Annotated in this window: 17 protein-coding genes and 4 tRNA genes; 9 read left to right on the top strand and 12 right to left on the bottom strand. The window is 44.6% G+C overall.

All coding sequences use genetic code 11. From position 1 onward, the window contains the following. Positions 1 to 16 precede the first annotated feature (16 nt). Complete coding sequence (gene mpl, locus DK415_RS00925) at positions 17 to 1,390, bottom strand: UDP-N-acetylmuramate:L-alanyl-gamma-D-glutamyl-meso-diaminopimelate ligase (protein ID WP_109432041.1); 1,374 nt, start codon at positions 1,388 to 1,390, stop codon at positions 17 to 19. A gap of 154 nt (positions 1,391 to 1,544) precedes the next feature. Between mpl and fbp the strand changes: the two genes are divergently transcribed. Continuing rightward, a complete protein-coding gene (fbp, locus tag DK415_RS00920; RefSeq protein WP_109128117.1) occupies positions 1,545 to 2,549 on the top strand; it encodes a class 1 fructose-bisphosphatase in 1,005 nt (334 codons plus the stop codon). Between the two features lie 101 nt (positions 2,550 to 2,650). Here the strand turns inward: fbp and DK415_RS00915 are convergent, their stop codons facing one another. After that, complete coding sequence (locus DK415_RS00915; RefSeq protein WP_109432040.1) at positions 2,651 to 3,457, bottom strand: hypothetical protein; 807 nt, start codon at positions 3,455 to 3,457, stop codon at positions 2,651 to 2,653. Positions 3,458 to 3,668: 211 nt separating this feature from the next. Between DK415_RS00915 and DK415_RS00910 the strand changes: the two genes are divergently transcribed. The 3 genes from DK415_RS00910 (at position 3,669) to lysC (ending at position 7,083) form a co-directional block, all read left to right on the top strand. Next, positions 3,669 to 4,340, top strand: coding sequence for a trimeric intracellular cation channel family protein (locus DK415_RS00910; RefSeq protein WP_109432039.1), 672 nt, complete (start codon positions 3,669 to 3,671; stop codon positions 4,338 to 4,340). Between the two features lie 8 nt (positions 4,341 to 4,348). After that, positions 4,349 to 5,611, top strand: a complete 1,263-nt coding sequence (gene proA / locus DK415_RS00905; RefSeq protein WP_109432038.1) for a glutamate-5-semialdehyde dehydrogenase — start codon at positions 4,349 to 4,351, stop codon at positions 5,609 to 5,611. Positions 5,612 to 5,730: 119 nt separating this feature from the next. Beyond that, positions 5,731 to 7,083 carry a lysine-sensitive aspartokinase 3 gene (gene lysC, locus DK415_RS00900; RefSeq protein WP_109432037.1) on the top strand — a complete coding sequence of 451 codons (1,353 nt, stop codon included), beginning with the start codon at positions 5,731 to 5,733 and terminating at the stop codon, positions 7,081 to 7,083. Positions 7,084 to 7,246: 163 nt separating this feature from the next. Here the strand turns inward: lysC and DK415_RS00895 are convergent. The 3 genes from DK415_RS00895 to DK415_RS00885 form a co-directional block, all read right to left on the bottom strand. Then, positions 7,247 to 7,333, bottom strand: a tRNA-Leu gene (locus DK415_RS00895). A 31-nt stretch (positions 7,334 to 7,364) separates the two neighbouring features. Continuing rightward, positions 7,365 to 7,438 (bottom strand) — tRNA-Cys (locus DK415_RS00890). A 7-nt stretch (positions 7,439 to 7,445) separates the two neighbouring features. Then, positions 7,446 to 7,521, bottom strand: a tRNA-Gly gene (locus DK415_RS00885). 240 nt (positions 7,522 to 7,761) lie between these two features. Here DK415_RS00885 and DK415_RS00880 point away from each other — a divergent pair. From DK415_RS00880 to trxA, 3 genes are all read left to right on the top strand, one after another. After that, on the top strand, positions 7,762 to 8,871 hold the full coding sequence (locus DK415_RS00880) for a methionine biosynthesis PLP-dependent protein (protein ID WP_109432036.1): 1,110 nt from the start codon (positions 7,762 to 7,764) through the stop codon (positions 8,869 to 8,871). A 23-nt stretch (positions 8,872 to 8,894) separates the two neighbouring features. After that, positions 8,895 to 9,890, top strand: coding sequence for a 2-hydroxyacid dehydrogenase (locus DK415_RS00875; RefSeq protein WP_109432035.1), 996 nt, complete (start codon positions 8,895 to 8,897; stop codon positions 9,888 to 9,890). A gap of 96 nt (positions 9,891 to 9,986) precedes the next feature. Beyond that, entirely contained in the window at positions 9,987 to 10,310 is a 324-nt protein-coding gene (gene trxA, locus DK415_RS00870; protein ID WP_109432034.1) for a thioredoxin, read from the top strand. 108 nt (positions 10,311 to 10,418) lie between these two features. Here the strand turns inward: trxA and rluC are convergent, their stop codons facing one another. Then, positions 10,419 to 11,378 (bottom strand): 23S rRNA pseudouridine(955/2504/2580) synthase RluC, encoded by a 960-nt coding sequence (gene rluC, locus DK415_RS00865; RefSeq protein ID WP_109432217.1) that lies wholly within the window; start codon positions 11,376 to 11,378, stop codon positions 10,419 to 10,421. A gap of 465 nt (positions 11,379 to 11,843) precedes the next feature. Here rluC and rne point away from each other — a divergent pair, with 465 nt between their 5' ends. Both rne and DK415_RS00855 read left to right on the top strand, forming a co-directional pair. Next, the gene (gene rne / locus DK415_RS00860; protein ID WP_109432033.1) at positions 11,844 to 14,699 is read left to right on the top strand and encodes a ribonuclease E; all 2,856 of its coding nucleotides are present in this window, start codon (positions 11,844 to 11,846) and stop codon (positions 14,697 to 14,699) included. Between the two features lie 92 nt (positions 14,700 to 14,791). Continuing rightward, positions 14,792 to 14,881, top strand: a tRNA-Ser gene (locus tag DK415_RS00855). A gap of 141 nt (positions 14,882 to 15,022) precedes the next feature. Here DK415_RS00855 and mfd read toward each other — a convergent pair. The 6 genes from mfd to gshAB form a co-directional block, all read right to left on the bottom strand. Beyond that, entirely contained in the window at positions 15,023 to 18,475 is a 3,453-nt protein-coding gene (gene mfd, locus DK415_RS00850; RefSeq protein WP_109432032.1) for a transcription-repair coupling factor, read from the bottom strand. Positions 18,476 to 18,598: 123 nt separating this feature from the next. After that, positions 18,599 to 18,775: a DUF5363 domain-containing protein gene (locus tag DK415_RS09445; RefSeq protein WP_160309761.1), complete on the bottom strand. Its 177-nt coding sequence runs from the start codon at positions 18,773 to 18,775 to the stop codon at positions 18,599 to 18,601. A 52-nt stretch (positions 18,776 to 18,827) separates the two neighbouring features. Next, positions 18,828 to 20,765 carry a tRNA(Met) cytidine acetyltransferase TmcA gene (locus DK415_RS00845; protein ID WP_109432031.1) on the bottom strand — a complete coding sequence of 646 codons (1,938 nt, stop codon included), beginning with the start codon at positions 20,763 to 20,765 and terminating at the stop codon, positions 18,828 to 18,830. Beyond that, positions 20,762 to 21,226 carry an rRNA maturation RNase YbeY gene (ybeY, locus tag DK415_RS00840; RefSeq protein ID WP_109432030.1) on the bottom strand — a complete coding sequence of 155 codons (465 nt, stop codon included), beginning with the start codon at positions 21,224 to 21,226 and terminating at the stop codon, positions 20,762 to 20,764. The genes DK415_RS00845 and ybeY overlap by 4 nt, the downstream gene beginning before the upstream one ends. 55 nt (positions 21,227 to 21,281) lie before the next feature. Next, on the bottom strand, positions 21,282 to 22,367 hold the full coding sequence (locus DK415_RS00835) for a PhoH family protein (RefSeq protein ID WP_109432029.1): 1,086 nt from the start codon (positions 22,365 to 22,367) through the stop codon (positions 21,282 to 21,284). 186 nt (positions 22,368 to 22,553) lie between these two features. Next, positions 22,554 to 24,827 carry a bifunctional glutamate--cysteine ligase GshA/glutathione synthetase GshB gene (gene gshAB, locus DK415_RS00830; RefSeq protein WP_109432028.1) on the bottom strand — a complete coding sequence of 758 codons (2,274 nt, stop codon included), beginning with the start codon at positions 24,825 to 24,827 and terminating at the stop codon, positions 22,554 to 22,556. Positions 24,828 to 24,869 lie beyond the last annotated feature (42 nt).

Genomic DNA, 24,869 nt, shown 5'->3' with positions numbered 1-24,869 from the left:
CCTTTTTTCTTATCGCTTAGACCGATTTCTTTTGTAATGCGTCTAACAGTTTCTGATGAATGCCACCAAAGCTGCCGTTCGACATCACCAAAATATGATCCGTCGGTTTGGCTTCAGCAACAATGAGATGAACAAAATCATCCAAATTATCGCTGTCATACGCCGGCTGAGTTAAATGCGCGGCAATGTCCGCCACTTTCCATGGAATGGTGTCCGGTTGGAATAAAAATACCGTATCCGCTTTTTCTAATGCCGGCGCGATGTCCTCTTTATGTACGCCCATTTTCATGGTGTTAGAACGTGGCTCTAACACAGCGAAAATACGCTCATGTGGTCCGACTTTATCGCGAAGTGCGGTCAATGTAGCTTGTATTTCTGTTGGATGATGGGCGAAATCATCGTAAACCGTCACGCCCTGAACATTGCCCTTCACTTCCAAACGGCGTTTTGCGTTAATAAATGTCCCCAGCGCCGCACAGGCATTTTCAATACTGACGCCCGCATGATGCGCCGCCGCAATCGCCATCAAACCGTTTCGCATATTGTGCTCGCCTACAATATTCCAATGTACCTCTGCCACTTTTTCACCGTTATGGAACACGGCAAATTCAGTGCAATCGTGTTTAATGCGTTCCGCATACCATTCTTGATCTTTACCTACATATTGGCATTCAGACCAACAACCCATTGCCAAGGTTTGTTGCACGCTTTCTTCATTTGCAAAAGACAAAATTCGCCCATTGTTTGGAATGGTACGAATCATGTGATGGAACTGACGTTGAATAGCTTTCAAATCATCAAAAATATCCGCGTGATCAAAACCAATATTATTAATAATCAATGTGCGCGGATTGTAATGCACAAATTTAGAACGTTTATCAAAAAATGCAGTGTCATATTCATCCGCTTCAATGACGAAATACGGGCTCTTACCTAAACGAGCAGAAATCCCGAAATTGCCTGCAATGCCACCGATTAAAAAGCCCGGTTGCAAATCGTTTTGTTCCAAGATCCACGTCAGCATCCCGGTAGTGGTGGTTTTTCCATGGGTTCCTGATACCGCCAGAACCCAGCGATCACGTAATAAATGATCATGCAACCACTGTGGCCCTGAGGTATAAGGCAGGTTGTTTGCCAACATATATTCAATACAAGGATTGCCGCGTTTCATCGCATTGCCCACAATCACCATATCCGGCGCCGGTTGCAGTTGGCTTGGGTCAAAGTGCGGTATGATTTCAATGTTGTTTTCCGCAAGGAACGTACTCATCGGCGGGTAAACGTTAGTATCAGAACCGGTGACGTGATAGCCCATTTGTTTGGCGATCATGGCAATACCGCCCATAAACGTGCCGCAAATACCTAAAATATGAACATGTTTGGTTGTCATTTGGAGTCCTTATTCATTCCAATTTCTGATGTAAAGGCGAAAAATGTGTTGTGAATCACAGAAATAGGAATCTTTTTAATCATCTGAAAACGAGGATGTTATAATAAGGCAAGTTACGATTTGAGTAAATTTATTCATCAAATAAGGAAAAAGTATGAAAACGTTAGGCGAATTTATTGTAGAAAAACAAGCAGAATACCCAAATGCTAAAGGGGAATTAAGTGGCATTTTGTCCTCCATTCGCTTAGTGGCAAAAGTGATTCACCGCGATATCAACAAAGCCGGCTTAACTAATAACATTATCGGTAATTCCGGTGTAGAAAATGTGCAAGGCGAAGCGCAAATGAAATTAGACTTGTTCGCTCACAACACGATGAAACAAGCCCTTATGAGCCGCGAAGAAGTCGCCGGTTTTGCTTCCGAAGAAGAGGAAAATTTTATTGCCTTTGATACAGAGCGTGGTCGCAACGCGAAATACGTCATTTTAACCGACCCTCTGGACGGTTCCTCCAATATTGATGTGAACGTCGCAGTAGGCACGATCTTCTCTATTTATCGCCGCGTTTCCCCTGTCGGCACACCGGTCACCTTAGAAGACTTCATGCAACCGGGCAATCGCCAAGTGGCAGCAGGTTATATCGTGTATGGCTCCTCCACTATGTTGGTTTATACCACGGGAAATGGTGTAAACGGCTTTACTTACGACCCATCACTCGGTGTGTTCTGCCTCTCTCATGAAAACATTCAAATTCCAAAAACCGGTAAAATCTATTCCATTAACGAAGGGCAATACCTCAAATTCCCGGTGGGCGTGAAAAAATACCTGAAATATTGCCAAGAAGAAGATAAAGAAACCCAACGTCCTTATACTTCTCGTTATATTGGTTCTTTGGTGTCCGACTTCCACCGCAACATGCTTAAAGGCGGCATCTATATTTATCCAAGCGCAACAAACTACCCGAACGGCAAATTGCGTTTACTCTATGAAGGCAACCCAATGGCATTCTTGGCAGAACAAGCCGGCGGCGTGGCAAGTGACGGTTATAATCGCATTTTGGATATTCAACCGACTGCGTTACACCAACGCGTTCCGCTTTTCATCGGTTCCAGAGAAATGGTGAAAAAAGCCGAACAATTAATGCGTGATTTTAAAGAGTAATCCATTAAGTGCGGTCAGAAAATAAAGCATTCCATTTAAAGAAACGTTCATAAAAAAACCTCCTCAATATTGAGGAGGTTTTTTCTTACCTAAATAACGCATTACATCAAATACGCAAAATTTGCCCACAACGGCAAACTGGCTGTCATGAGTAAGAGAATAAGAAGACTGTTATAAGACAACGCCCATTTTTTGAAAACATGCACTGCCAAAATCGCCGCCATCACTAAATGCAACAAAAGATAAAGCAACAAAGCAAATTCGTTGGTAAAAACCACCGCACTTTGTTGAGAAAGAATGAATAAATTCGCTAATACAAACAGCGCATTCAGTGCCAGAAAGGCAATCGCCACCAACATCAACAACGTAATAAATCCTTTCAGACGATTGCGAGAAATCACTAAAGCTAAATTCGCCAAAATAATCCCTAACAGGATTTGCGCCACGGGGTTAAATTGAATCAGGTTTACTTCGCCAACCAGCATCAAGCCATAGCCAATAACACCCAGCATACCGATGAAACCGGCTATTTTTAATAAGAGATGACGTAATTTAACCTCAAACGGTTGCTTCCATGTGATGATAGTCATTGCCAAACCACAAAGACAAACTAAGTCTATGAATACATTGTGATAGCTTGTCCCTAAACTGAACAACAGCCACACCACCCAAAACAGCCCAAAATAAAGGTTTACCCGCCCTAAACGGGAACGTTGGCCGTTACAAATTTCGCCTTTAATAAAAGCAATCAGACAAATCAGCTGTGCCGTTAATACACCAAGCGCCAAATGCGACATCACATTGGGCTGCGGCTGCAACCAAAAGGCAAAAAGATCAATAACGAGTAACAAGAAAATGGGGAAAAAAGATGAAAGTGCGGTTAAAAATTTAGGTTGTTCTTCGGACATACGATTTCCTTGTGATAAACAAAGACAAAAATTGCCGTGCATTATGCAAGAATTCCCTAAAACGGTCAAAAGCTAGAGCAAAAGTGCGGTTGAAAAACACAACGTTTTTTCAATTCTCACAAGGCAAAATAAAGTTATGATCTAAAATATGGTATTTTGCCCTTTCTCTCTCTAAAATAACGCAAAAATTCACCGCACTTTAAGGAACCTTATGCTGCTCAGCATTCTCTATATCATTGGTATCACCGCGGAAGCCATTACCGGTGCCCTTGCCGCAGGTCGAGAGAAAATGGATATTTTCGGCGTCGTTATTATTGCCAGCATGACCGCTATCGGTGGGGGCTCTGTGCGCGATGTGCTCTTGGGGCATTATCCGCTTGGGTGGGTAAAACATCCTGAGTATTTTATTATCGTGGCCTCTGCCGCAGTATTAACGGTATTTATCGCACCTTTTATTCGCCATTTCATGCGTTATTTTCACACCATTTTCTTAGTGCTGGATGCTGTCGGGCTTATCGTGTTTTCCATTATTGGTGCCCAAATCGCTTTGGACATGGGGCACGGCACGACAATTGCCGTAATTGCCGCCATTATTACCGGCGCATTCGGCGGGGTATTGCGTGATTTATTGTGTAATCGTATTCCACTCGTGTTCCAGAAAGAGTTATACGCCAGCGTGGCATTATTGGCGACAGCTATTTACATCGGTCTACAACATCTACAGGTAGATCAAAACATCGTCATTATCATTACCTTGATTGTCGGCTTTATTACCCGCTTACTGGCAATTTACTTTGAATGGGGCCTGCCGATTTTCGATTATCAGGAACAAGATATTTCAACGCATCATAAAGACGACAAATTACCGAAAAAAACGAAATAGGAGAAAAGATGTCCGTCAATTTAATTGAAATGGGAAAACAGGCGAAAGAGGCAGCCTTTGTACTTTCCCAACTTTCCCAACGCGAAAAAAATCAAGCCTTAGCGTTTATCGCCGAGCAATTAGAACAAGAACAAGCTCGTATCTTAGCCGCCAATGCACAGGACATTGAAGCCGCTAAACAAAACAGTTTATCCGACGCCATTATTGATCGTTTATTGTTAACGCCTGAGCGTTTACAGGGCATCGCTAATGACGTGCGCCATGTGATTTCTTTGGCGGATCCCGTTGGGCAACTTATTGACGGTGGTGTGTTAGATAGTGGTGTCAAAATTGAACGTGTTCGCGTGCCTTTAGGAGTTATCGGCACGATCTACGAAGCGCGTCCGAATGTAACAATTGATGTGGCAAGTCTCTGCTTAAAAACCGGCAACGCCGTCATTCTACGCGGTGGCAAAGAAACACAATATTCTAATAAAATCTTGGTGGACGTGGTGCAAACCGCCTTAGTGCGTGCCGGCTTACCTAAAGCGGCGGTTCAAGCCATTACTGATCCCGATCGTGCGCTGGTCATGGAATTACTGAAATTAGACCAATATGTCGACATGATCATCCCTCGTGGTGGTGCAGCATTGCATCAATTAGCAAAAGAACATTCAACCATTCCGGTGATTGTCGGCGGTATCGGCGTTTGCCATATGTTCATTGAAGAAACGGCCGACTTGGAAAAAGCGTTGCCGGTAATTTTCAATGCAAAAACACAACGCCCAAGCACCTGTAACACCTTGGAAACGCTGTTGGTACAACGCAGCATTGCAAATGACTTTTTACCTAAACTGGCAGAAACGTTGAAAGAGAAAGACGTAAAATTACACGCAGATCCGACCGCACTTTTCTTGTTGCAAAAAGCCGGTGCCAATGTAGTGCCATTAGTGGAAGCCGAACTGAAACAAGAATGGCTGTCATTGGATTTAAATGTGGTTGTCGTCGAAGATTTAACACAAGCCGTCGCCCATATTCGTCAATATGGCAGTCAACACTCCGACAGTATTTTGACCTCTTCGCAAAAGCAGGCCCAGCAATTTATCGCACAAGTGGATTCGGCAGCGGTTTATGTTAATGCAAGTACCCGCTTTACTGACGGCGGACAATTTGGTTTAGGGGCCGAAGTGGCGGTAAGCACACAAAAATTACACGCTCGCGGCCCAATGGGATTAGAGGCACTCACCACCTATAAATGGGTGTGCGTAGGCGATTATTCGATCCGCTCTTAAAAATATAGGAATTTTTTAGATATTATTTAAAAATCAAAATTAATTGTTTGACAAAACTCCGGTAAATCAGTATTTGTAGAGTAAACACACAAATCATACTTATTTATCGGAGTTTTTTTATGTCTCATCTTTCAGTCGCTAAATTCGGTGGCACCAGCGTCGCCAACTACCCTGCCATGCAATCTTGTGCCAACATCGTGATTGCCGATCCTAATACTCGCGTTGTTGTCCTATCTGCTTCCGCCGGTATCACCAACTTATTGGTCGCCTTAGCAAACGGTTGTGAAGAACCGGAACGCAATAAATTGCTGAATGAAGTGCGTCAAATTCAAGAAAACATTTTGACAGAATTAAAAGACGACAGTCGCGTACGTCCAAAAATAGAGGCCTTATTAGCCAATATCACCTCATTAGCGGAAGCCGCTAATTTAGCCACCTCCTTGGCATTAACCGATGAACTAATCAGCCACGGTGAAATGATGTCTTCCTTGATTTTTGTAGAAGTGTTGCGCGAATTACAAATTGAAGCCACTTGGTTGGATGTGCGTACTATTGTTGCCACCAACAGCCATTTCGGCAAGGCCGCACCAAACGATGAACAAACGCGCCAAAACTGCGATAACCTATTGAAGCCCTTAATCGAGCGTGGAGAATTAGTCATTACCCAAGGTTTTATCGGTCGTGATGAGCAAGGTAAAACGACCACCTTAGGGCGTGGCGGTAGCGACTACTCTGCTGCTTTACTCGCTGAAGTGCTCAATGCGCAAGATGTGTTAATTTGGACCGATGTTGCCGGCATTTACACCACCGATCCTCGCATCGTGTCAAACGCACAACGCATTGATACCATGAGTTTTTCCGAAGCTGCCGAAATGGCAACCTTCGGTGCGAAAGTGTTGCACCCGGCAACCTTACTCCCTGCCGTGCGTAGCAATATCCCGGTCTATGTCGGTTCCAGTAAAGCGCCACAAGACGGCGGTACTTGGGTGACCCGCAATCCGCAACCTCGCCCGACATTCCGTGCGATCGCCTTACGTCGTGACCAAACCTTGCTCACACTCTCCAGCTTAAATATGCTGTATGCACAAGGTTTTTTAGCGAATATTTTCACGATTTTAGCTAAACACAAAATCTCCGTAGACACCATTACAACATCTGAAGTTAGCGTTGCCTTAACCTTGGATAAAACGGGTTCAGCCTCTTCTGGCACCGGCTTACTCTCTCAAGAATTAATCGACGAATTAAGCCAATTCTGCACAGTGAAAGTGGATACCGGCTTATCTTTGGTCGCCTTAATCGGCAATGAACTCCACACAGCCTCTGGTGTCGCCAAACGTATTTTTGAAACGTTGGATGCGTACAATATCCGCATGATCAGTTACGGCGCCAGCACTAACAATATTTGCTTGTTGGCAGATAGCGATAAAGCCGATGACATTGTTCGCTTGCTACATAAGGCATTATTTGAATAAAAATATTTAAAAAAACAGACCGCACTTTTAAGTATCAATAAAAACTTAAAGTGCGGTCTTTTTTTAGGAATTTTTTTACAACAATTAGAACGGTAACAAATTTCAGGCACAAAAAAAGCCGCTCTCGCGACTGTTTCTTACTGTTATTTTCTCTACCATAAAATGGTGCCCGAGGCCAGACTTGAACTGGCACGCCTCGAAAGGCGAGGGATTTTAAATCCCTTGTGTCTACCGATTCCACCACTCGGGCTGAGTGATTCACTAACTGCGTTGGATGGTTATGGAGGCGTGTCCCGGAGTCGAACCGAGCTACATGGATTTGCAATCCAGTGCATAACCGCTTTGCTAACACGCCGTTAGTTTGGAGCGGGAAACGAGGCTCGAACTCGCGACCCCGACCTTGGCAAGGTCGTGCTCTACCAACTGAGCTATTCCCGCATCTGCTGTTAGTGCGGTGCATTTTACTGACTTATGACCCGCTGTCAACAAACAATTAAAAAAATAAGTGTGTTTGTTGAAAAAAACTGCAAAAGATTTAAATTCAATAAACAAAAATTTTCATTTGTTCAATCAAACGGTTAGAAAAATCCCCTTTCAACACACAATGCTTTATGCCAAAATGAAATCCATTTTTTCTTAAAGTGCGGTGCAAAATTTTTTTATTTTCTCGGAGAATTTATGACACAAAAATATGCAATTGATACCTTATTAGCCCAAGCAGGAAATCGCACTGACGAACGTACAGGCGCTGTTTCCACCCCGATTTTTCTTTCTACCGCCTACGGCCATCATGGCATTGGTGAAAGCACGGGATTTGACTATACCCGAACCAAAAATCCAACGCGTGCCGTACTCGAAGAAACCATCGCTCAGTTAGAAAAAGGTGAACGCGGATTTGCCTGCTCTTCCGGCATGGCGGCTATTCAATTATTGATGTCGTTATTTACCGCACCGGATGAATGGATTGTTTCCAGTGATGTCTATGGCGGCACTTATCGCTTATTGGATTTTTGTTATAAAAACACCCATGGTGTTAAACCGGTTTATGTGAACACCGCTTCTGTGCAAGATATTGAAGCCGCAATTACCCCGAATACGAAAGCGATTTTTATTGAAACACCGTCCAACCCACTGATGGAAGAATGCGATGTAGATGCGATTGCACAAATTGCGAAACGCCATAATTTACTGCTTATTGTTGATAATACATTTTTAACGCCGGTGCTGTTCCGCCCGATGGAACATGGTGCGGATATTGTGGTTCACAGCGGCACAAAATACCTTGCCGGACACAATGATGTTTTAGTCGGTTTAATCGTAGCCAAAGGAAAAGAACTTTGCGATCGACTGTTTTATATTCAGAACGGTGCCGGCCCTGTGTTATCGCCATTTGACGCTTGGTTAACCATTCGTGGCATGAAAACCTTGGCTCTTCGTATGCAACGTCATCAAGAAAATGCGACCGCCGTTGCTGAGTTTTTACGTCAACAGCCACAAGTAAAAGATGTGTTGTACCCAAACAAAGGTGGTATGTTGTCTTTCCGCTTGCAAAATGAAGCTTGGGTAAATACGTTCTTAAAAGCAATTAAACTCATCACCTTTGCCGAAAGCCTTGGTGGCACAGAAAGTTTCATCACCTATCCGGCGACCCAAACACACATGGACATTCCAGAAGCCGAACGCATTGCACGTGGGATCACCAATGATCTTTTACGTTTTTCCGTTGGCTTAGAAAATATAGAAGATATCAAAGCAGATTTAGCACAGGCATTCGCACAATTTAAATAAACTTAACGTATTGGGAGGGCAAAATGAAAGTTGCAGTATATAGTACGAAAAGTTACGACCGAAAATATTTAGAGTTAATTAACGCTAAGTATGGTTTAGAGTTGGAATTTTACGATTTTATGCTCAGTGAACGCACAGCCAAAATGGCGGAACACTGCGAAGCCGTATGTATTTTCGTGAATGATGACGGCAGCCGAAAAGTGTTGGAAAAACTCGCCGCACTTGGGGTAAAAATTATTGCCTTACGTTGCGCCGGGTTTAACAACGTAGACTTAAAAGCTGCTCAAGGACTTGGTTTAACTGTCGTTCGCGTGCCGGCCTATTCCCCGGAAGCCGTGGCAGAACATACTGTCGGTTTAATGATGACATTAAATCGCCGCATCCATCGTGCTTACCAGCGCACTCGTGAAGCCAACTTTTCTCTGGAAGGTTTGATTGGTTTTAACATGCATGGCCGAACCGTCGGCGTAGTCGGCACAGGGAAAATCGGCCTTGCCGTGATTCGCATTCTCAAAGGTTTTGGCATGCAAATTTTAGCCTACGATCCGTTTAAAAATCCCCTAGCAGAAGAGTTAGGCGCGGAATATGTCACCTTGGATGAACTTTATCATCGCGCTCATGTGATTACATTACACTGTCCGGCGACACCGGAAAACTACCATTTACTCAACCGTGATGCCTTTGCCAAAATGAAAGACGGCGTGATGATCATCAATACTAGCCGTGGCACGCTCATTGATACGCAAGCAGCTATTGATGCGTTAAAACAACGTAAAATCGGCGCTTTAGGCATGGATGTTTATGAAAATGAACGGGATTTATTCTTTGAAGATAAATCAAACGAAGTGATTCAAGACGATGTTTTCCGTCGTTTATCCTCCTGTCACAACGTATTGCTGACCGGACACCAAGCGTTTTTAACAGAAGAAGCACTCACCAGTATTGCTGACGTCACCTTATCGAATATTTACACCATCGGTAAAGGCAAGCCTTGCGACAATGTAGTTTTGCCTTCTTAGCTTTTAACGATTAAACTAATACATGTTATTCCCTATGCGCTATGTTATTATGCGCAAGTTTTAAATAACAAGACATTAACAAATTAAGGAAAGAATATGAGTGAAGTATTACATTCCAGCGATGCGACTTTCGTTGCAGACGTATTAAATTCAGACGTGCCGGTATTATTAGATTTCTGGGCACCATGGTGTGGCCCTTGCAAAATGATTGCCCCAATCCTTGACGATTTGGCAGCCGAATTTGATGGTAAAGTGAAAATTGTGAAAATCAATATTGATGACAACCAAGCGACCCCAATGCAATTCAGTGTGCGCAGTATCCCAACATTACTTTTATTTAAAGACGGTAAACCGGTTGCCACTCAAGTAGGTGCATTACCAAAAAATCAATTGGCTGCATTTATCAATCAAAATATTTAATTTAAACATAAAAACACCAAGCTTTTGCTTGGCGTTTTTGTTTTCTGCCGTTTAAAGTGCGGTCGTTTTTTTCAGTATTCTCAAAATACACGGAAAATCTACCGCACTTTACTTCATTTCACGCAACCGTTTTAAGATCCCTTTCATTTTATCATCCAACTGCGCTGTCAAACGCAACGTTTCACCACTGTGCGGATGTTCAAAACGAATAGAATACGCATGCAAGAATAAACGATTCAAGCCCAATTCCGCTATTTGTTGATCGAATACTTTGTCGCCATATTTACTATCTAAAGCAATAGGATGTCCGGCATATTGCGTATGCACGCGGATTTGATGGGTTCGCCCCGTGACCGGTGACGCTTTAACCAAGGTGGCACTAACATAACGCTCTTCTACAGAAAAGCGGGTTTCCGACGGTTTACCTTGCTCACTGACTTTTACAATACGCTCGCCGCTCGACAGCTCATTTTTCAACAGCGGTGCTTGCACCACTTTACAGTGTGATTGCCACTGACCGCGCACTAGCGCCAAATAATCCTTTTGGATCGTTTTTTCACGCAACTGTTCATGTAAATGACGTAAAGCAGAACGCTTTTTCGCTACCAATAAAATCCCCGAAGTATCGCGATCCAAACGATGAACTAATTCCAAGAAACGGGCTTCAGGGCGGAGTGCGCGTAGTGCCTCAATCACGCCAAAATCAAGCCCGCTTCCCCCATGTACGGCAATACCGGAAGGCTTATTAAGCACCAATAAGTAATTGTCTTCAAAAATAATGTGTTGTTCTAATTGAGCGACTTTAGTGAGTTTATGAGAAACGGCTTCCTGTGCTTTTTCTGCCACACGTACCGGTGGAATTCGCACCACATCATCAGCTTGCAATTTATATTCCGGCTTGCTTCTGCCTTTATTCACTCTCACTTCTCCTTTACGCACAATGCGATAAATCAGGCTTTTAGGCACCCCTTTTAAGCGCGCGAGGAGAAAATTATCCAATCGCTGACCGGCTTCATCATCGCTTATGGTGAGAAATTGCACGTTCGAGTTAACTACTTTTTCATTCATCTTGTGTTTATTACGATCTTTTACAGAAAAATTGGCGTGCATCATAGCATATTGCACGGCGAGTTTGAATGTTGCAAAGAATCGTCACAAAAGGCTGAAACGCCTTGCTAAAAATCCCCATTCAAGCGATAATAATGCGCCTTTTTGAGTCATAAAAAAGGCTTTAAAATAAACACGTTATCATTGATAGAATACAATGCAGCATCCGGCATAAGACATTGTTATTACAATGATTTTTAACCATCAATATGAGCGACGGCTTGCAAACCATTTTTTAACCGGTTTTGTTTTTATTCACATATCAAGATGATATGAGTGTGAATAAGGTTGCCAATGCACCCAGCAGATGACAGTCGGGAAGACGGACATTCTGCGACAGACACGAGGTCGGCGACTAAGCAAAGTGCGGTCATTTTTGATGACGTATTTTTAGGGGATAACCCCTTTCGATAAAAGAGAAAACGAATGAAAAGAATGTTAATCAACGCAACTCAAAAAGAAGAGTTGCGCGTTGCGTTAGTCGATGGACAACGCTTATTTGACCTGGACATTGAAAGCCCAGGACACGAACAAAAAAAAGCCAATATTTACAAAGGGAAAATCACTCGCGTTGAACCGAGTTTAGAAGCTGCTTTTGTGGATTATGGCGCAGAACGTCACGGTTTTTTACCGTTAAAAGAAATTGCACGTGAATATTTCCCTGCAGATTATGTCTATCAAGGTCGTCCGAATATTCGCGATATTATTTCTGAAGGACAAGAAGTTATTGTTCAAGTGAACAAAGAAGAGCGCGGCAATAAAGGTGCTGCGTTGACAACCTTTGTTTCCTTAGCCGGAAGTTATTTGGTGATCATGCCAAACAACCCGCGTGCGGGTGGCATTTCTCGTCGCATTGAGGGTGATGAGCGTTTGGAATTAAAAGATGCCTTGAGTTCTTTGGATGTGCCTGAAGGTGTCGGTTTAATCGTGCGTACCGCCGGTGTAGGTAAATCGCCGGAAGAATTGCAATGGGACTTAAAAGTGCTATTGCACCATTGGGAGGCGATCAAACAAGCCTCAGAAAGCCGCCCTGCGCCGTTCTTAATTCACCAAGAAAGTGATGTTATCGTGCGTGCGATTCGCGACTATTTGCGTCGTGATATCGGCGAAATTCTGATTGATAGCCCGAAAGTCTATGAAAAAGCGAAAGCACACATCAAATTAGTGCGCCCGGATTTCATTAATCGAGTGAAATTGTATCAAGGCGAAGTACCGCTGTTCAGTCATTATCAAATCGAATCCCAAATTGAATCCGCTTTCCAACGTGAAGTGCGTTTACCTTCCGGTGGCTCTATCGTCATTGACGCCACTGAAGCGTTGACAGCCATTGATATTAACTCCGCACGTTCTACCCGTGGCGGCGATATTGAAGAAACCGCGTTAAATACCAACCTTGAAGCGGCGGATGAAATTGCACGTCAACTTCGTTTACGCGACTTGGGCGGTTTAATCGTGATCGACTTTATCGATATGACGCCGGTGCGCCATCAGCGTGAAGTGGAAAACCGCATTCGCGATGCGGTGCGACAAGATCGCGCACGTATTCAAATTAGCCGCATTTCCCGCTTTGGTTTGCTGGAAATGTCACGCCAACGTTTGAGTCCGTCATTAGGTGAATCCTCTCATCACGTCTGCCCGCGTTGCCAAGGCACCGGTAAAATCCGTGATAATGAATCACTTTCACTTTCTATCTTGCGTTTATTGGAAGAAGAAGCGTTAAAAGAAAATACCAAACAGGTTCACACCATCGTTCCGGTACAAATTGCTTCTTACTTATTAAACGAAAAACGTAAAGCTATTCATAGCATCGAAAAACGCCATGATGTCGATATTATCGTGGTACCAAACGAAGCCATGGAAACACCGAACTTCAGTGTATTCCGTGTTCGTGATGGCGAAGAAGTGAATGAGTTAAGCTACAATTTGGCAAAATTACATCAAGATCAAGACGAAACCTTTGCTGCAGAGGAATCGTTGGTTTCTCGTAATATTGAAGCAACACCGGCAGAAACACCGGCGGTGGAAAGTGCGGCAGTTTCTTTGGCCATTACAATGCCAGCACCGGAGCCGGTTGAACGTAAAGCGCCGAAAGCAGCATCTTTGTTAAGCCGTTTATTCGCCGCGTTAAAAGGTTTATTTGTTTCTGAGCCAAAACAGGAAGAGAAAAATAAAAAATCTCGTTCGAATAACAGAAACGGTAATAACCGTAATCGTCGCAATCAAGATCGCCGTAACAACCGTCGTGTTCGCAACGAAAACGTGGAAAACGTTGTTGAAGAACAAAGTGCAGATAAATCTGAGGTTAGAAATCGTCATCAAGATCGCAACGCTAAACGTAATCGTAAACCTGAGGTGATTGAAGAAATCATTAAACCTGAATCTTCTACCCCGGTTACCGAAGAAAAGGCTGAACCTGCACAACGTCGTCAACGTCGCGACTTACGCAAAAAAGTCCGCCTTTATGATGAAACAAATGAGCTTCCGGTTTCTCAAACAGAAAACATTTCCTTTGCTGAAAATACACATGTTGTGCGCGATGCCGAAGAAACTGTTACGTCAGCAGAAGTGGCTGAAATGCCAAACGAAACTGAGCGCAGTCGTGATAATTCCCGTCAACGTCGTTTACCACGCCATTTACGCGTGAATAATCAACGTCGTCGCAACCAACAGGAAAAATCACCAATGCCGTTATTTGCTGCGGTCGCTTCTCCTGAATTAGCCAGCGGTAAAGTTTGGATCGATATGACACAAGTCAATCAACCAAAAGAAACACCGTTCTTATCTGTTGATGAATTGCTTGAACAACAAAATCAATCAACTGCAGAAACCGAGAAAAGCATTACGGTTCCAGCATTAGATATGATCGTTGAGAAAGCAAAAAATGAAGTTCAGCCGTTAACTGAGTTTATTACCCAACCGGCAAATGAGTCTGTTGAGAAAAAAATTCAGGCGTCCTTAGAACGTTTAAACAATAACGTGACGTCAGAACCAACTGCGGCAATCGCAGAACAGCTTGAACCGAAAGCTGAGCATGATGTGAAATTTATGGCCGAAATTGACCGCACTTATGTGTTCAATGGACGTGTTGGAACCTTCTCTGCGGTAGCTCACACTAAAGCGGAAGCGACATTAGCGAAAGCCTCGGATGAGCCAATCACAACATATCCGGTGCAAGAATGGCAAGAATCCCGCTATTATTTCTACGGTAAAGGCGCTGCAGGACATCATACGGCAATTAGCCATGTTTATGCGGAACCAACAAAAGCCGAGTCTGAAAACTAGTCGTTTGAAAATAAAGCAGTTAAATAGAATCTTTTATTTAACTGCTTGACTTGATATAGCAAAGTCCGTATTATTCACCTCGCTCAAAACACGGAGGAATGGTCGAGTGGTTGAAGGCACCGGTCTTGAAAACCGGCGAGGGTTTACGCCCTCCTAGGGTTCGAATCCCTATTCCTCCGCCATATTCAGAAAAGGCGCTAAGTGAAAACTTAGCGCCTTTTTACATGTCTTTTACTTAGCATTTATCTCGCGTTAGATTTACTTCTTAAATTGGCAAAACTCAACCTTCGCTTTGCCAATGATAAGAACTCATCGAGATAAACTTATCCCCTTTCTTTCTTAATTAATTCTTTGACCAAATCCGTCACAAACTCTAACCGCACTTTGTAGTCCGTTAAATCTTTGGTAAAGCGGAATTTATGTGGGCCGTCAAAACGATAAACCGCCGGATTGCGTTGGATTAGCTGTAAAAAGATCATCGGGTCTAAATCGGCGTTCGGTGCAAATTCGATGAATCCGCCCTGCGCATTCGCATCCAAGCGAATGACATTGAGCGGTTTCAAATCCAGTCGTAATTGCGCAATTTGCAACAGATTCCGTGTAGCTTGTGGCAATGTACCGAAACGGTCGATAAGCTCCACTTTTAATTCATCCAATGCTTCGGTATTTTCCGCACCGGCAATGCGTTTATAGAAAGACAAACGCATATTCACATCGCCCAAATAATCTTCCGGCAATAGCGACGGCATCCGCAAATCAATCTCAGTTTGTTGTTGCGTCAGTTCGTCCAATGACGGCTCGCGGCCTTCTTTTAAGGCTTTCACCGCACGTTCCAATAATTCCATGTAAAGAGAAAAACCGATGCTTTCAATTTGTCCGCTCTGCTCGTTGCCTAGCAATTCCCCTGCGCCGCGAATTTCCAAATCATGCGTGGCCAAAATAAAGCCGGCACCGAGGTTGTCTAGGCTTTCTAAGGCTTCCAAGCGTTTTTGCGCATCCTTCGTCATTAGTTTCGGTGGCGGTGTGAGCAAATACGCATAGGCTTGATGGTGAGAACGCCCAACCCGTCCGCGCAACTGGTGCAACTGTGCCAAACCAAAATTATCGGCACGCTCGATAATAATGGTATTGGCCGTCGGCACATCGATACCGGTTTCAATAATCGTAGAACACACCAGCACGTTATAACGTTGATGATAAAAATCTGACATCACGCGTTCCAACTCACGTTCGCGCATTTGCCCATGTCCCACAATCACGCGCGCTTCCGGTACAAGTACGGTCAGTTTTTCTGCTGTATTTTCAATGCTCGCTACATCGTTATGCAAATAATACACCTGCCCACCACGCAAAATTTCACGCAAAATGGCTTCACGAATCACCAACTCATCCGTTTGACGCACAAATGTTTTAATGGTTAAACGGCGTGCCGGTGGCGTAGAAATAATGGAAAGATCGCGAATGCCATTCATCGCCATGTTTAACGTACGCGGAATCGGTGTTGCGGTCAGGGTGAGAATGTCAATATTGGCGCGCAGTTGTTTCATTTTTTCTTTTTGGCGCACGCCAAAACGGTGCTCTTCATCAATAATCAATAAACCCAGATCATGGAATTGCACGTCGCCTTGAATGATTTTATGGGTGCCAATCAGAATATCCACTTTGCCATCGGCTAAATCCTGAATCACCTGTTTCTGCTCTTTCGCCGTTTTAAAGCGAGATAACATTTCCACGTTCACCGGCAAATTGGCGAAGCGGTCTTTGAAATTATCGAAATGTTGTTGCGCCAACAAGGTGGTCGGCACCAACACGGCAACCTGTTTGTGGTTCATCACCGCTAAAAAGGCGGCACGCATCGCCACTTCCGTTTTACCAAAACCCACATCGCCACACACAAGGCGATCCATGGCTTTCGGTTGAGTCATGTCGGAAATCACGGCATTAATTGCCATGAGTTGGTCATGGGTTTCTTCAAATGGGAATGTAGCAGTGAATTGTTGGAATTCCTCACGATCATATTGAAAGGCAAAGCCTTTTTGGGCTTCACGTTGCGCATACACATCCAATAACTCTGCTGCCACATCACGAATTTTCTCCGCCGCTTTACTGCGCGCTTTGCCCCAGGCTTCGGAGCCTAACTTGTGCAACGGCGCGGTTTCATCGGCACCGCCCACATAACGGCTGATTAAATGTAACGATGCCACCGGCACATACAATTTCGAGTCGTTAGCATAATTGAACAATAAATATTCTGCTTTAATGCCGCCGTTTTCTAAACTCACTAAACCGCCATAGCGCCCCACGCCATGATCCAAATGCACAACAGGCTGACCGATTTGCAATTCGGCAAGGTTACGAATCAAGGTATCAGGGTTCACCGTGCGGGATTTATCCCGTTGCCGTTGCTGTACACGTTCGCCAAGCAATTCCGCTTCACAAATAATGGCAAGCGGCACATCCTGCTCAATAATAAAACCATGCTCCAACGGGCTAACCATTAAAGCTAATTTTTCTTCCGTCGCTTGTGGCAACGTATGAATCTGTTTTGGTTTCAGTTTTAGCGGTGCAAGCAGGCTTAACAAGGTTTCACGACGCCCTTCCGTTTCCACAATAAATAAAATATTGCCTTTAAAATGCTCAATAAATTGGCGTAACTGATGTAACGGTTCTTTTTGTTGCGATTGAATGGTCAGTGGCGGTAAGGGCGTAATGGCCAAATTTTTCTGCCGTGCGGACGACCGCACTTTTTCCGTTTTTAACGCAATCGCAGGATAGTGTTTTAAGTGATGATTTACGTCATCAATACGCAGCCAAAGTTTATCTGGCGACAATAACGGACGCATCGGATCGACACGGCGGCTCTCAAAACGCTGTTCTGCATCCGCATAAAAACGCTCACCCTGCGTTTGATTTTGCTCGCCGGTAATAAACAGCGTATTCGCCGGGAAATAATCAAATAAGGTCGCCATTTCTTCAAAGAACAAGGGCTGCCAATATTCAATCCCTGCCGCCAACGTGCCTTTGGTGATTTGTTGGTAAATATGTTCCGGATCCCGTCGAATTTCACCAAACGCCGCGCGAAATTGGCTACGGAAAAATTCAATGCCTTGGCTATCCGTTGGAAATTCATGTGCCGGCAACAAATTGATTTGATCGATTTCCTGCAACGTGCGTTGAGTATCCACATCAAAAGTGCGAATGGAATCAATTTCATCATCAAAAAAATCTAAGCGAAAAGGCACCGCACTTCCCATCGGGAAAAGATCCAATAAGGCACCGCGCACCGCATATTCGCCATGCTCCAACACTTGCTCCACCGCGCGATAACCCGATTTTTCCAATTGCAAACGAAGTGTTTCAATGACAAAACGGTCGCCTTTGTTAATCAGTAATACTCGATGTTGTAAATAAGAGGGCGGACAAACGCGTTGCATTAAGGTGGCAATCGGCAAAATGAAAATGCCTCGCTTGCGTTGCTGTAAATGAAATAAAGCACTCAGGCGGGCAGAAATAATATCTTGATGAGGCGAAAAACCGTCGTAAGGCAAGGTTTCCCAATCAGGGAAAAAAGTGACGTTAAGTGAGCTCAGTTGCGCTAATTCTTTTTCTAAACGCACCGCACTTCGAGTGTCGTTCGTCACCACGACGGTTAGCCCGTTAAACTGCGCCGCAATTTCACTCACGGCAAGGCTATCCGCGCCGGGCAAAATATTGGCTAAAATTTTATGATCTTGTGCTTGGGTTGGAATTTCGATGTGAAAAAATGGAGTTTGCATAAAACGACAATATATTAAAAAAATTGTCGCTAGTTTAGCTCAAACAAGGGGGATTTCCAATAAAAGTCTGTATAAAAAAACAGTGTCATACTTAGGGGAATTCATCCCCTAGGCATACTAATCTTAGCGAGCGCTTTCCTCTTTCTGTTCTTTTTTGTCTTTCGGTTCGGCATCTTCGTCAAACTTCACCACCGGCACGCAGCCACGGCAAGTGCCTTGCTCAATACCCGCTTCTTTACAGAAATCAGAATAGGCTTCCCACGCGCGTTTCACCCAACTTTTTTTGCCTTCTTCGCTCATTTTTGTTTCCTTATTTTTTTTAGCTTTATTTTAAATTGTTAAGAGATTGTTATCATAAAAGGACGGCATTTTTTTGCAACCATTTCCTCACTTCCAAACGACAATTTTCTAACCACGTTTTTTTATTCGGTCTTTTTTCCGGCTGTTTGCAATAATCCACTAACAACGGGAAAGGCAATTCGCCTGCCGATTTGATTAAACGCCGAATCGACGGCAAGACAGAAGATAACGGCAGGAAAAAATCAGCAAAATCGTTTAACGATCGCCAATCCGTGCTATCCAGCATCCAATCTATTTCTGTTCGAGCAAACTGTGTTGCCAACGGATGTAAAGAAAGGGGCAAATTGCGTTGAAATTGTTTTTCCGTCTGTTGCACGAATGCTCGCCCTTCCTCACTCAAGGGGCACAACGCCACCACAGAATAACAGCCGCTGCTGGCTTCTTTGCTTTCGCTAAAATGCACCAAAACAAAACCGCACTTTTGCCAGAATGCGAGCAGTTCCGGCGTGTAACCAAAACTGACGGAAAGAAAATCCACCACATTCTGTTGTTTTATCTGTTGTTTCATCTGCGCAATTAAACGTTGTCCAATCCCCTGTTGTTGCCATTTGGGTTGCACGGCAATACGGGAAATGCGCAGAGAGCACAATTCACACGCCTCTTCCAACCCGGCTTGGAAACACAACATTTGCGCCACCAAATTGCCACGCGGGCGACGTTCGCCACGTCGAATTTGGCGAATTAACGTGTTGTCCTCCATCCCGCCTTCCGGCACCGCCCATACGCAACCAAGCAAGGAATCCTGTGCTTGAGCAAGGTAAAATTGCTGCTGTGGTGCATCCAATAAACGGCGTAAATCCAAAGGCGAGGTTCGATAATGCGCCAAGGTCAGCAAGCCGTAAACGGATTCAATTTGATCATGAGGAATCCGTTCACAATGAGAAATTTGGATCTGCTCCGCAAGCCCCCCATCATAAGGCGGTTGTGGCAGACGATCTTCGCAATTGCACAGCAACAGGTCGTCAATAAACGCTTCCAGTTTGTCATCCGCCTGCCAACGTAACGGCGTAAACAGTTCAAAATGACGCAAAGTGCGGTCGGTTTTCGCCATGAATTTTAATAAGAAGCCTCTGCCCGTGCCTTCGTAGCTGTGAATGGTGGTCGTCAACACAACCCGTTTAAAAGCCTTAGTTAGACGAAATAAGATGTCTAGCGGAATCATCGCCGCTTCGTCCACAAACAACCAATGGGTGGCAAATTGCTGTGGCTCATCGCTGAGGTTTTGGCTGAGTTCATCAGGCGGCATAAAGGTGATTTCCGCCCCGGCAAATTCATTGAAAATATTGACCGCACTTTTATTCGGTGCGGTGAGAATCACTGGCTGGTTTTGTGCCTGTTGCTGTTTGGCAAAGAGGCCCGCCAACGCCGATTTTCCGCGCCCACGTTTTGCCGTCACGATTAAAATCGCTTCCTCAGCTTCTGCCATTTGTTGCAATAAACGGGCTTGTTCTAAGGTTGGCTGACAATGGGTTGAACGGTCTTTTTGAGGTATCGGCAAGGCAAGCGTTAAGGGCATGCTTTGATAAACAGGAAAATTGTATTTTGCGATTTTTTCCTGCAAAAAGGCGATAAAGTTCGGTGTGTTTATGGCGTGTTTTTCGCCCGACCAACGCAGGCTGTCGCTGTCGGGTTGGTTAGCTAAATCTGCCCAATGATTCAACAACAATAATAATAGCAGACCACCGTCCTGCAACGTGCCCGCCGCCATGGCGAGGGCATCCAAGTGAATGCCTTGTCGTGCGTCATAAATGATGGCAGGAAATTCACTGCCGAGCAGATTTTTCGTTTTGCTAAAAGGAAAATAGGATTGGGTGGCAAAGTGCGGCAAAACATCGCCAATCCAGACCGCACTTTTAAGTGAAAGGTTGTGATTTAATTGGTGGGCAAGGAAGTCATCCTCGCCCACTAAAATGAGGAGTTCTCGGCTCATTTCTCGCTCAAATACGGATCCGCAAAGCCCAGCCCCGTCATGATTTGGGTTTCCAGACTTTCCATTTCTTCCGCTTCATTATCTTCAATATGATCATAACCAAGCAAATGCAAGCTGCCATGTACTACCATGTGCGCCCAATGCGCCATGAGAGGTTTTTCTTGTTCCTGCGCTTCACGCTCTACCACTTGGCGGCAAATCACCAAATCGCCGAGTAACGGCAGTTCCACTTCATCAGGGCATTCAAAAGGGAAAGACAACACATTGGTCGGACGATCTTTGCCACGATAATTCAAATTTAATTCATGGCTTTCCGCTTCATCCACAATGCGCACCGTCATTTCCACTTCATCACTCTGCGGTTGTACTGCGGCTGTCGCCCATTGTTCGATTTGTTCTGCTGTTGGCAAACCGGTTTCTTGTTCACAAGCGATTTGTAAATCAATGATCATCTTACCCATGTTGCTCTCCTAAATTCGTTGTCATTTCTGACCGCACTTTTTCTTCTCTCTCAGTTTATTCTTCGCGCTCGGCTTTTTCTTCACGTTCTGCTTTACGTTGCTCCGCCAATTCGCGACGACGAATTTCTTCCTTCGCATCCCAAGCGTCATACGCTTGCACCACTTTCGCCACCACCGGATGGCGCACTATGTCTTTGCTGTCGAAGTAATTAAAACTTAATTCTTCCACGCCGGACAACACTTCAATGGCATGTCGCAAACCGGATTTTTGCGAACGAGGCAAGTCGATTTGGGTAATGTCGCCGGTAATCACCGCTTTCGAATTAAAGCCAATACGGGTCAAAAACATTTTCATTTGTTCCACGGTGGTGTTTTGACTTTCATCCAAAATAATAAAACTGTCGTTTAAAGTTCGCCCACGCATATATGCCAACGGCGCAATCTCAATGACATTGCGCTCCATGAGTTTTTGTACTCGCTCAAAACCTAGCATTTCAAATAATGCATCATAGAGCGGTCGCAAATACGGCTCGATCTTTTGTCCTAAATCGCCCGGCAGGAAACCCAGTTTTTCACCGGCTTCCACCGCAGGGCGGGTCAACAAGATACGACGAATTTCCTGCCGTTCTAAGGCTTCTACTGCAGCAGCCACCGCTAAAAAGGTTTTGCCCGTGCCGGCAGGCCCAATACCAAAACTGATGTCATAACGCAAAATATTGTGCAAATACTGAATTTGATTTGGCCCGCGCGGCTTAATTAAGCCCCGTTTGGTTTTAATCGTTGTACTGTACACCTTGCTTTCAGAAGGGGTTGGTTCGGTATCTTGTTCTAAAATACGGCTTTCCACCAACGCGATGTGCACATCTTCCAAATCTAACTCTTTTATCTGCCCACGCACCGGCGCGGTTTGCGCATATAAATCGCGAATTAAATCCACCGCACTTTGCACGATGTGCTGAACATCTGCCGATGGATTTTCCTCTTGCGGTTGCAATGTAAAGGTAAAACCTCGACGAGCAATGGAAAGATTGAAATATTTTTCGATTAAAGAAAGGTGTTCGTCCCCTGCGCCACACAACGAACGTAAACGCTCGTTATCTTGCGGTTCCAAGGTAAAGGTTTGAGTAACTTGTTCGGTCAAAATTCAGTCTCAATAAATGCACAAAAAGTGAGGAACAATATAGCATAAATTGCATTGAAACGTGTGTCTTTTGCCATGATCGCAAGTATCGAATGTGGCTGTGGCAAAAAACGGTTGTAAAACTAACCGCACTTAAGGTAAACAAAAAGGCGAACCTTCACGTTCGCCTTTTGCGCTATGGGAACATTATTTCAGTTCCGGGAAGAGCATGTTCAGCACATTTTGCGTCACCCGACGGGATTGTCCTGCGTACGGGAAGATGTGCATCATCATCATCGGGTTGAAATTGGCTTCAATCACGCCCCAAGATTGCAGGCTTGGCTCAGCCGGTTTGGTTAAATCGGGAATGATTAAATCCACGCCACACACAGCAGCGCCCATGGCTTTGGTGATGCCAACCGCCAAAGCTTTGTAGCTTGGGTGCATTTGGTCGGTCATATCAATGGAATCGCCACCGGTGCTGATGTTGGAATTGGCACGCAACTGCACCAGCTGATCTTTCGCCGGCACGCTGTCCACGGTTAAGCCCTGCTCTTTTAACTGTAACTGTTCGATGTCGCCCAACGCTATTTTCTTCAATGGTGTACGACTGCCATCACCGCGCAACGGATGATCATTTTTCTGTGCCACTAATTCCGCCACCGTATGCACGCCATCGCCAATCACATTTGCCGGCACGCGCAACAACACGGCAAGGGTTTCATCACCTAGCACAAAGAAACGGTATTCCGTGCCGGTGAGGTAATCTTCTACCATCACTTCTTTGTCTTCACGGAAAGCAATTTCAATGGCTTTGGCAAAATCCTCAGGATCATGCACGCCCTGTTGGAAAATACTGATGCCTAAACCGTAATTAGTGGATTTCGGTTTAATCACCACAGCACGCCCTGCGAATAAAGCATAATTGGCCACGGCTTGTTCCACACTGGTAAATTCCACGCTTTGCGGCACGTTAAAGCCGGCTTTTGCTAAGACTTTTTTGGTCACCACTTTATTTTCCATGATGAGCGGCGAAATGTAGCTGTCATGGGAGGTCATGTTGCCGTTTTTCACATATTCCAAGTGGTCGCCGAATTGCAGACTTAAGAACTGATCGCGCTCGTCTAAAATCTCCATTTTTAAGCCTTTTTGAATGGCATCAAACATCAAGGCTTGGGTGGAAAGCTCCATGTTGTCGAAAGCCGACAACGCATAAAAACGTTCAAAGGCTTGTTTTTTGTAACGAATCGCCAGTTCCGCGCCCAGTTTTTGATACCCCCCATGGGCTTCGATGGCATTGACTAAGCGTGCACCAAGCGTTTGGCTTGGATCAGCAAACTGCGCCAGTTTCTCTTTGACGATCTCGGCCATCTCTGCGTCGGCGTGAATTTCCGCCAACATCGCCAATAATTGCTGTAAAACATGTTCGCCTTCTGCTTGGAAAGCCGTTGCCGACAGCGGATTTTCCCATGCCACTTGGGCTAATTTTTCTTTGCCTAATTCCACCGCACTTGCTAAGGATTCCTCATCTAGCCACGCCATTAGCAAAATAAAATAATGCACAAATTTGGCATCATTTAATGCGATACCATAAGCCTCAAACGGGTTTAGGTCGAACAGACGGAATTCCAAATATTGAATGCCGTTTTGTAGCAATTCACGCGCCTGTTTCGCACCACGCAAACGCACGTTGGAATAAAATTCTTTTTCGGCAATAAGCTGTCCGCTACTCACCGCGTGTTCCAAAGTTATCACATAATCGTTCAAGCTGTCATAAGACACTTTGACACTTGGGTCATTTACATAACCATACCGGCTGGAACGCAAACTACGCACATACTGCCCCGCTTTTAACGGCGTGCCATGACGGAAATAATTGGCATCAACCGTCGGGGTCGCCGCGAACAAATAAACGAGAATCCATTGATAACGCAAGAAATTACGGGCAATTTTCAAATATAAATCGTTCTGAAAATCCACCGCACTTTGGTAGTCATTTTGTCGTGCAAACAGCTGTTGAATGAACGCCGGCTCAAGCTGGAAGTTGTAGTGAATACCACTCACCATTTGCTTGCTTTTACCGTAAGATTTCACCAAATGCTCGCGGTACGCCACATCGACCGGATTGTCCAGTTGGGCGACTTTAATGTGCTCTTCCGGTGGTAACTCGGCCGGCATGCTCAATGGAAAAACATATTCATCTTCCGGCAAAGAGCGCAACACCACTTCGTGAATGGCGGATAACCAACGCAATGTATCTTCAATTTTTTTATTGGGAGGGGTGATTAATTCAAGCTGACTTTCCGCAAAATCCGTTTGGATATAAGGGTGATAAGAACGATTACCGAAGCATTTTGGGTGTTCAGTCACCACAACTGCCCCATCTGCGTGCACACGTTGGCTTTCTTTTTCAAGACCAAATGATCCTTGCTGGAACAACAGTTCCAAGCAATTTTCTTTTATAACCTGCTGAATATTCATAAAATTTCCTTTATTTGCGTAACGCCCAATTCTCTCGAGCCT

It is taken from the genome of Aggregatibacter segnis, assembly GCF_003130075.1.
GTDB lineage: Bacteria > Pseudomonadota > Gammaproteobacteria > Enterobacterales > Pasteurellaceae > Aggregatibacter > Aggregatibacter segnis_A.
This window is presented reverse-complemented; position numbering and strand designations above follow the sequence as displayed.

Coding starts and splice junctions, on each gene's coding strand:
- rne (WP_109432033.1), top strand. CDS start 11,844: ATGAAAAGAATGTTAATCAACGCAACTCAAAAAGAAGAGTTGCGCGTT.
- DK415_RS00880 (WP_109432036.1), top strand. CDS start 7,762: ATGACACAAAAATATGCAATTGATACCTTATTAGCCCAAGCAGGAAAT.
- DK415_RS09445 (WP_160309761.1), bottom strand. CDS start 18,775: ATGAGCGAAGAAGGCAAAAAAAGTTGGGTGAAACGCGCGTGGGAAGCC.
- DK415_RS00875 (WP_109432035.1), top strand. CDS start 8,895: ATGAAAGTTGCAGTATATAGTACGAAAAGTTACGACCGAAAATATTTA.
- lysC (WP_109432037.1), top strand. CDS start 5,731: ATGTCTCATCTTTCAGTCGCTAAATTCGGTGGCACCAGCGTCGCCAAC.
- fbp (WP_109128117.1), top strand. CDS start 1,545: ATGAAAACGTTAGGCGAATTTATTGTAGAAAAACAAGCAGAATACCCA.
- DK415_RS00910 (WP_109432039.1), top strand. CDS start 3,669: ATGCTGCTCAGCATTCTCTATATCATTGGTATCACCGCGGAAGCCATT.
- mpl (WP_109432041.1), bottom strand. CDS start 1,390: ATGACAACCAAACATGTTCATATTTTAGGTATTTGCGGCACGTTTATG.
- DK415_RS00845 (WP_109432031.1), bottom strand. CDS start 20,765: ATGAGCCGAGAACTCCTCATTTTAGTGGGCGAGGATGACTTCCTTGCC.
- DK415_RS00915 (WP_109432040.1), bottom strand. CDS start 3,457: ATGTCCGAAGAACAACCTAAATTTTTAACCGCACTTTCATCTTTTTTC.
- rluC (WP_109432217.1), bottom strand. CDS start 11,378: ATGAATGAAAAAGTAGTTAACTCGAACGTGCAATTTCTCACCATAAGC.
- proA (WP_109432038.1), top strand. CDS start 4,349: ATGTCCGTCAATTTAATTGAAATGGGAAAACAGGCGAAAGAGGCAGCC.
- trxA (WP_109432034.1), top strand. CDS start 9,987: ATGAGTGAAGTATTACATTCCAGCGATGCGACTTTCGTTGCAGACGTA.
- mfd (WP_109432032.1), bottom strand. CDS start 18,475: ATGCAAACTCCATTTTTTCACATCGAAATTCCAACCCAAGCACAAGAT.
- ybeY (WP_109432030.1), bottom strand. CDS start 21,226: ATGGGTAAGATGATCATTGATTTACAAATCGCTTGTGAACAAGAAACC.
- gshAB (WP_109432028.1), bottom strand. CDS start 24,827: ATGAATATTCAGCAGGTTATAAAAGAAAATTGCTTGGAACTGTTGTTC.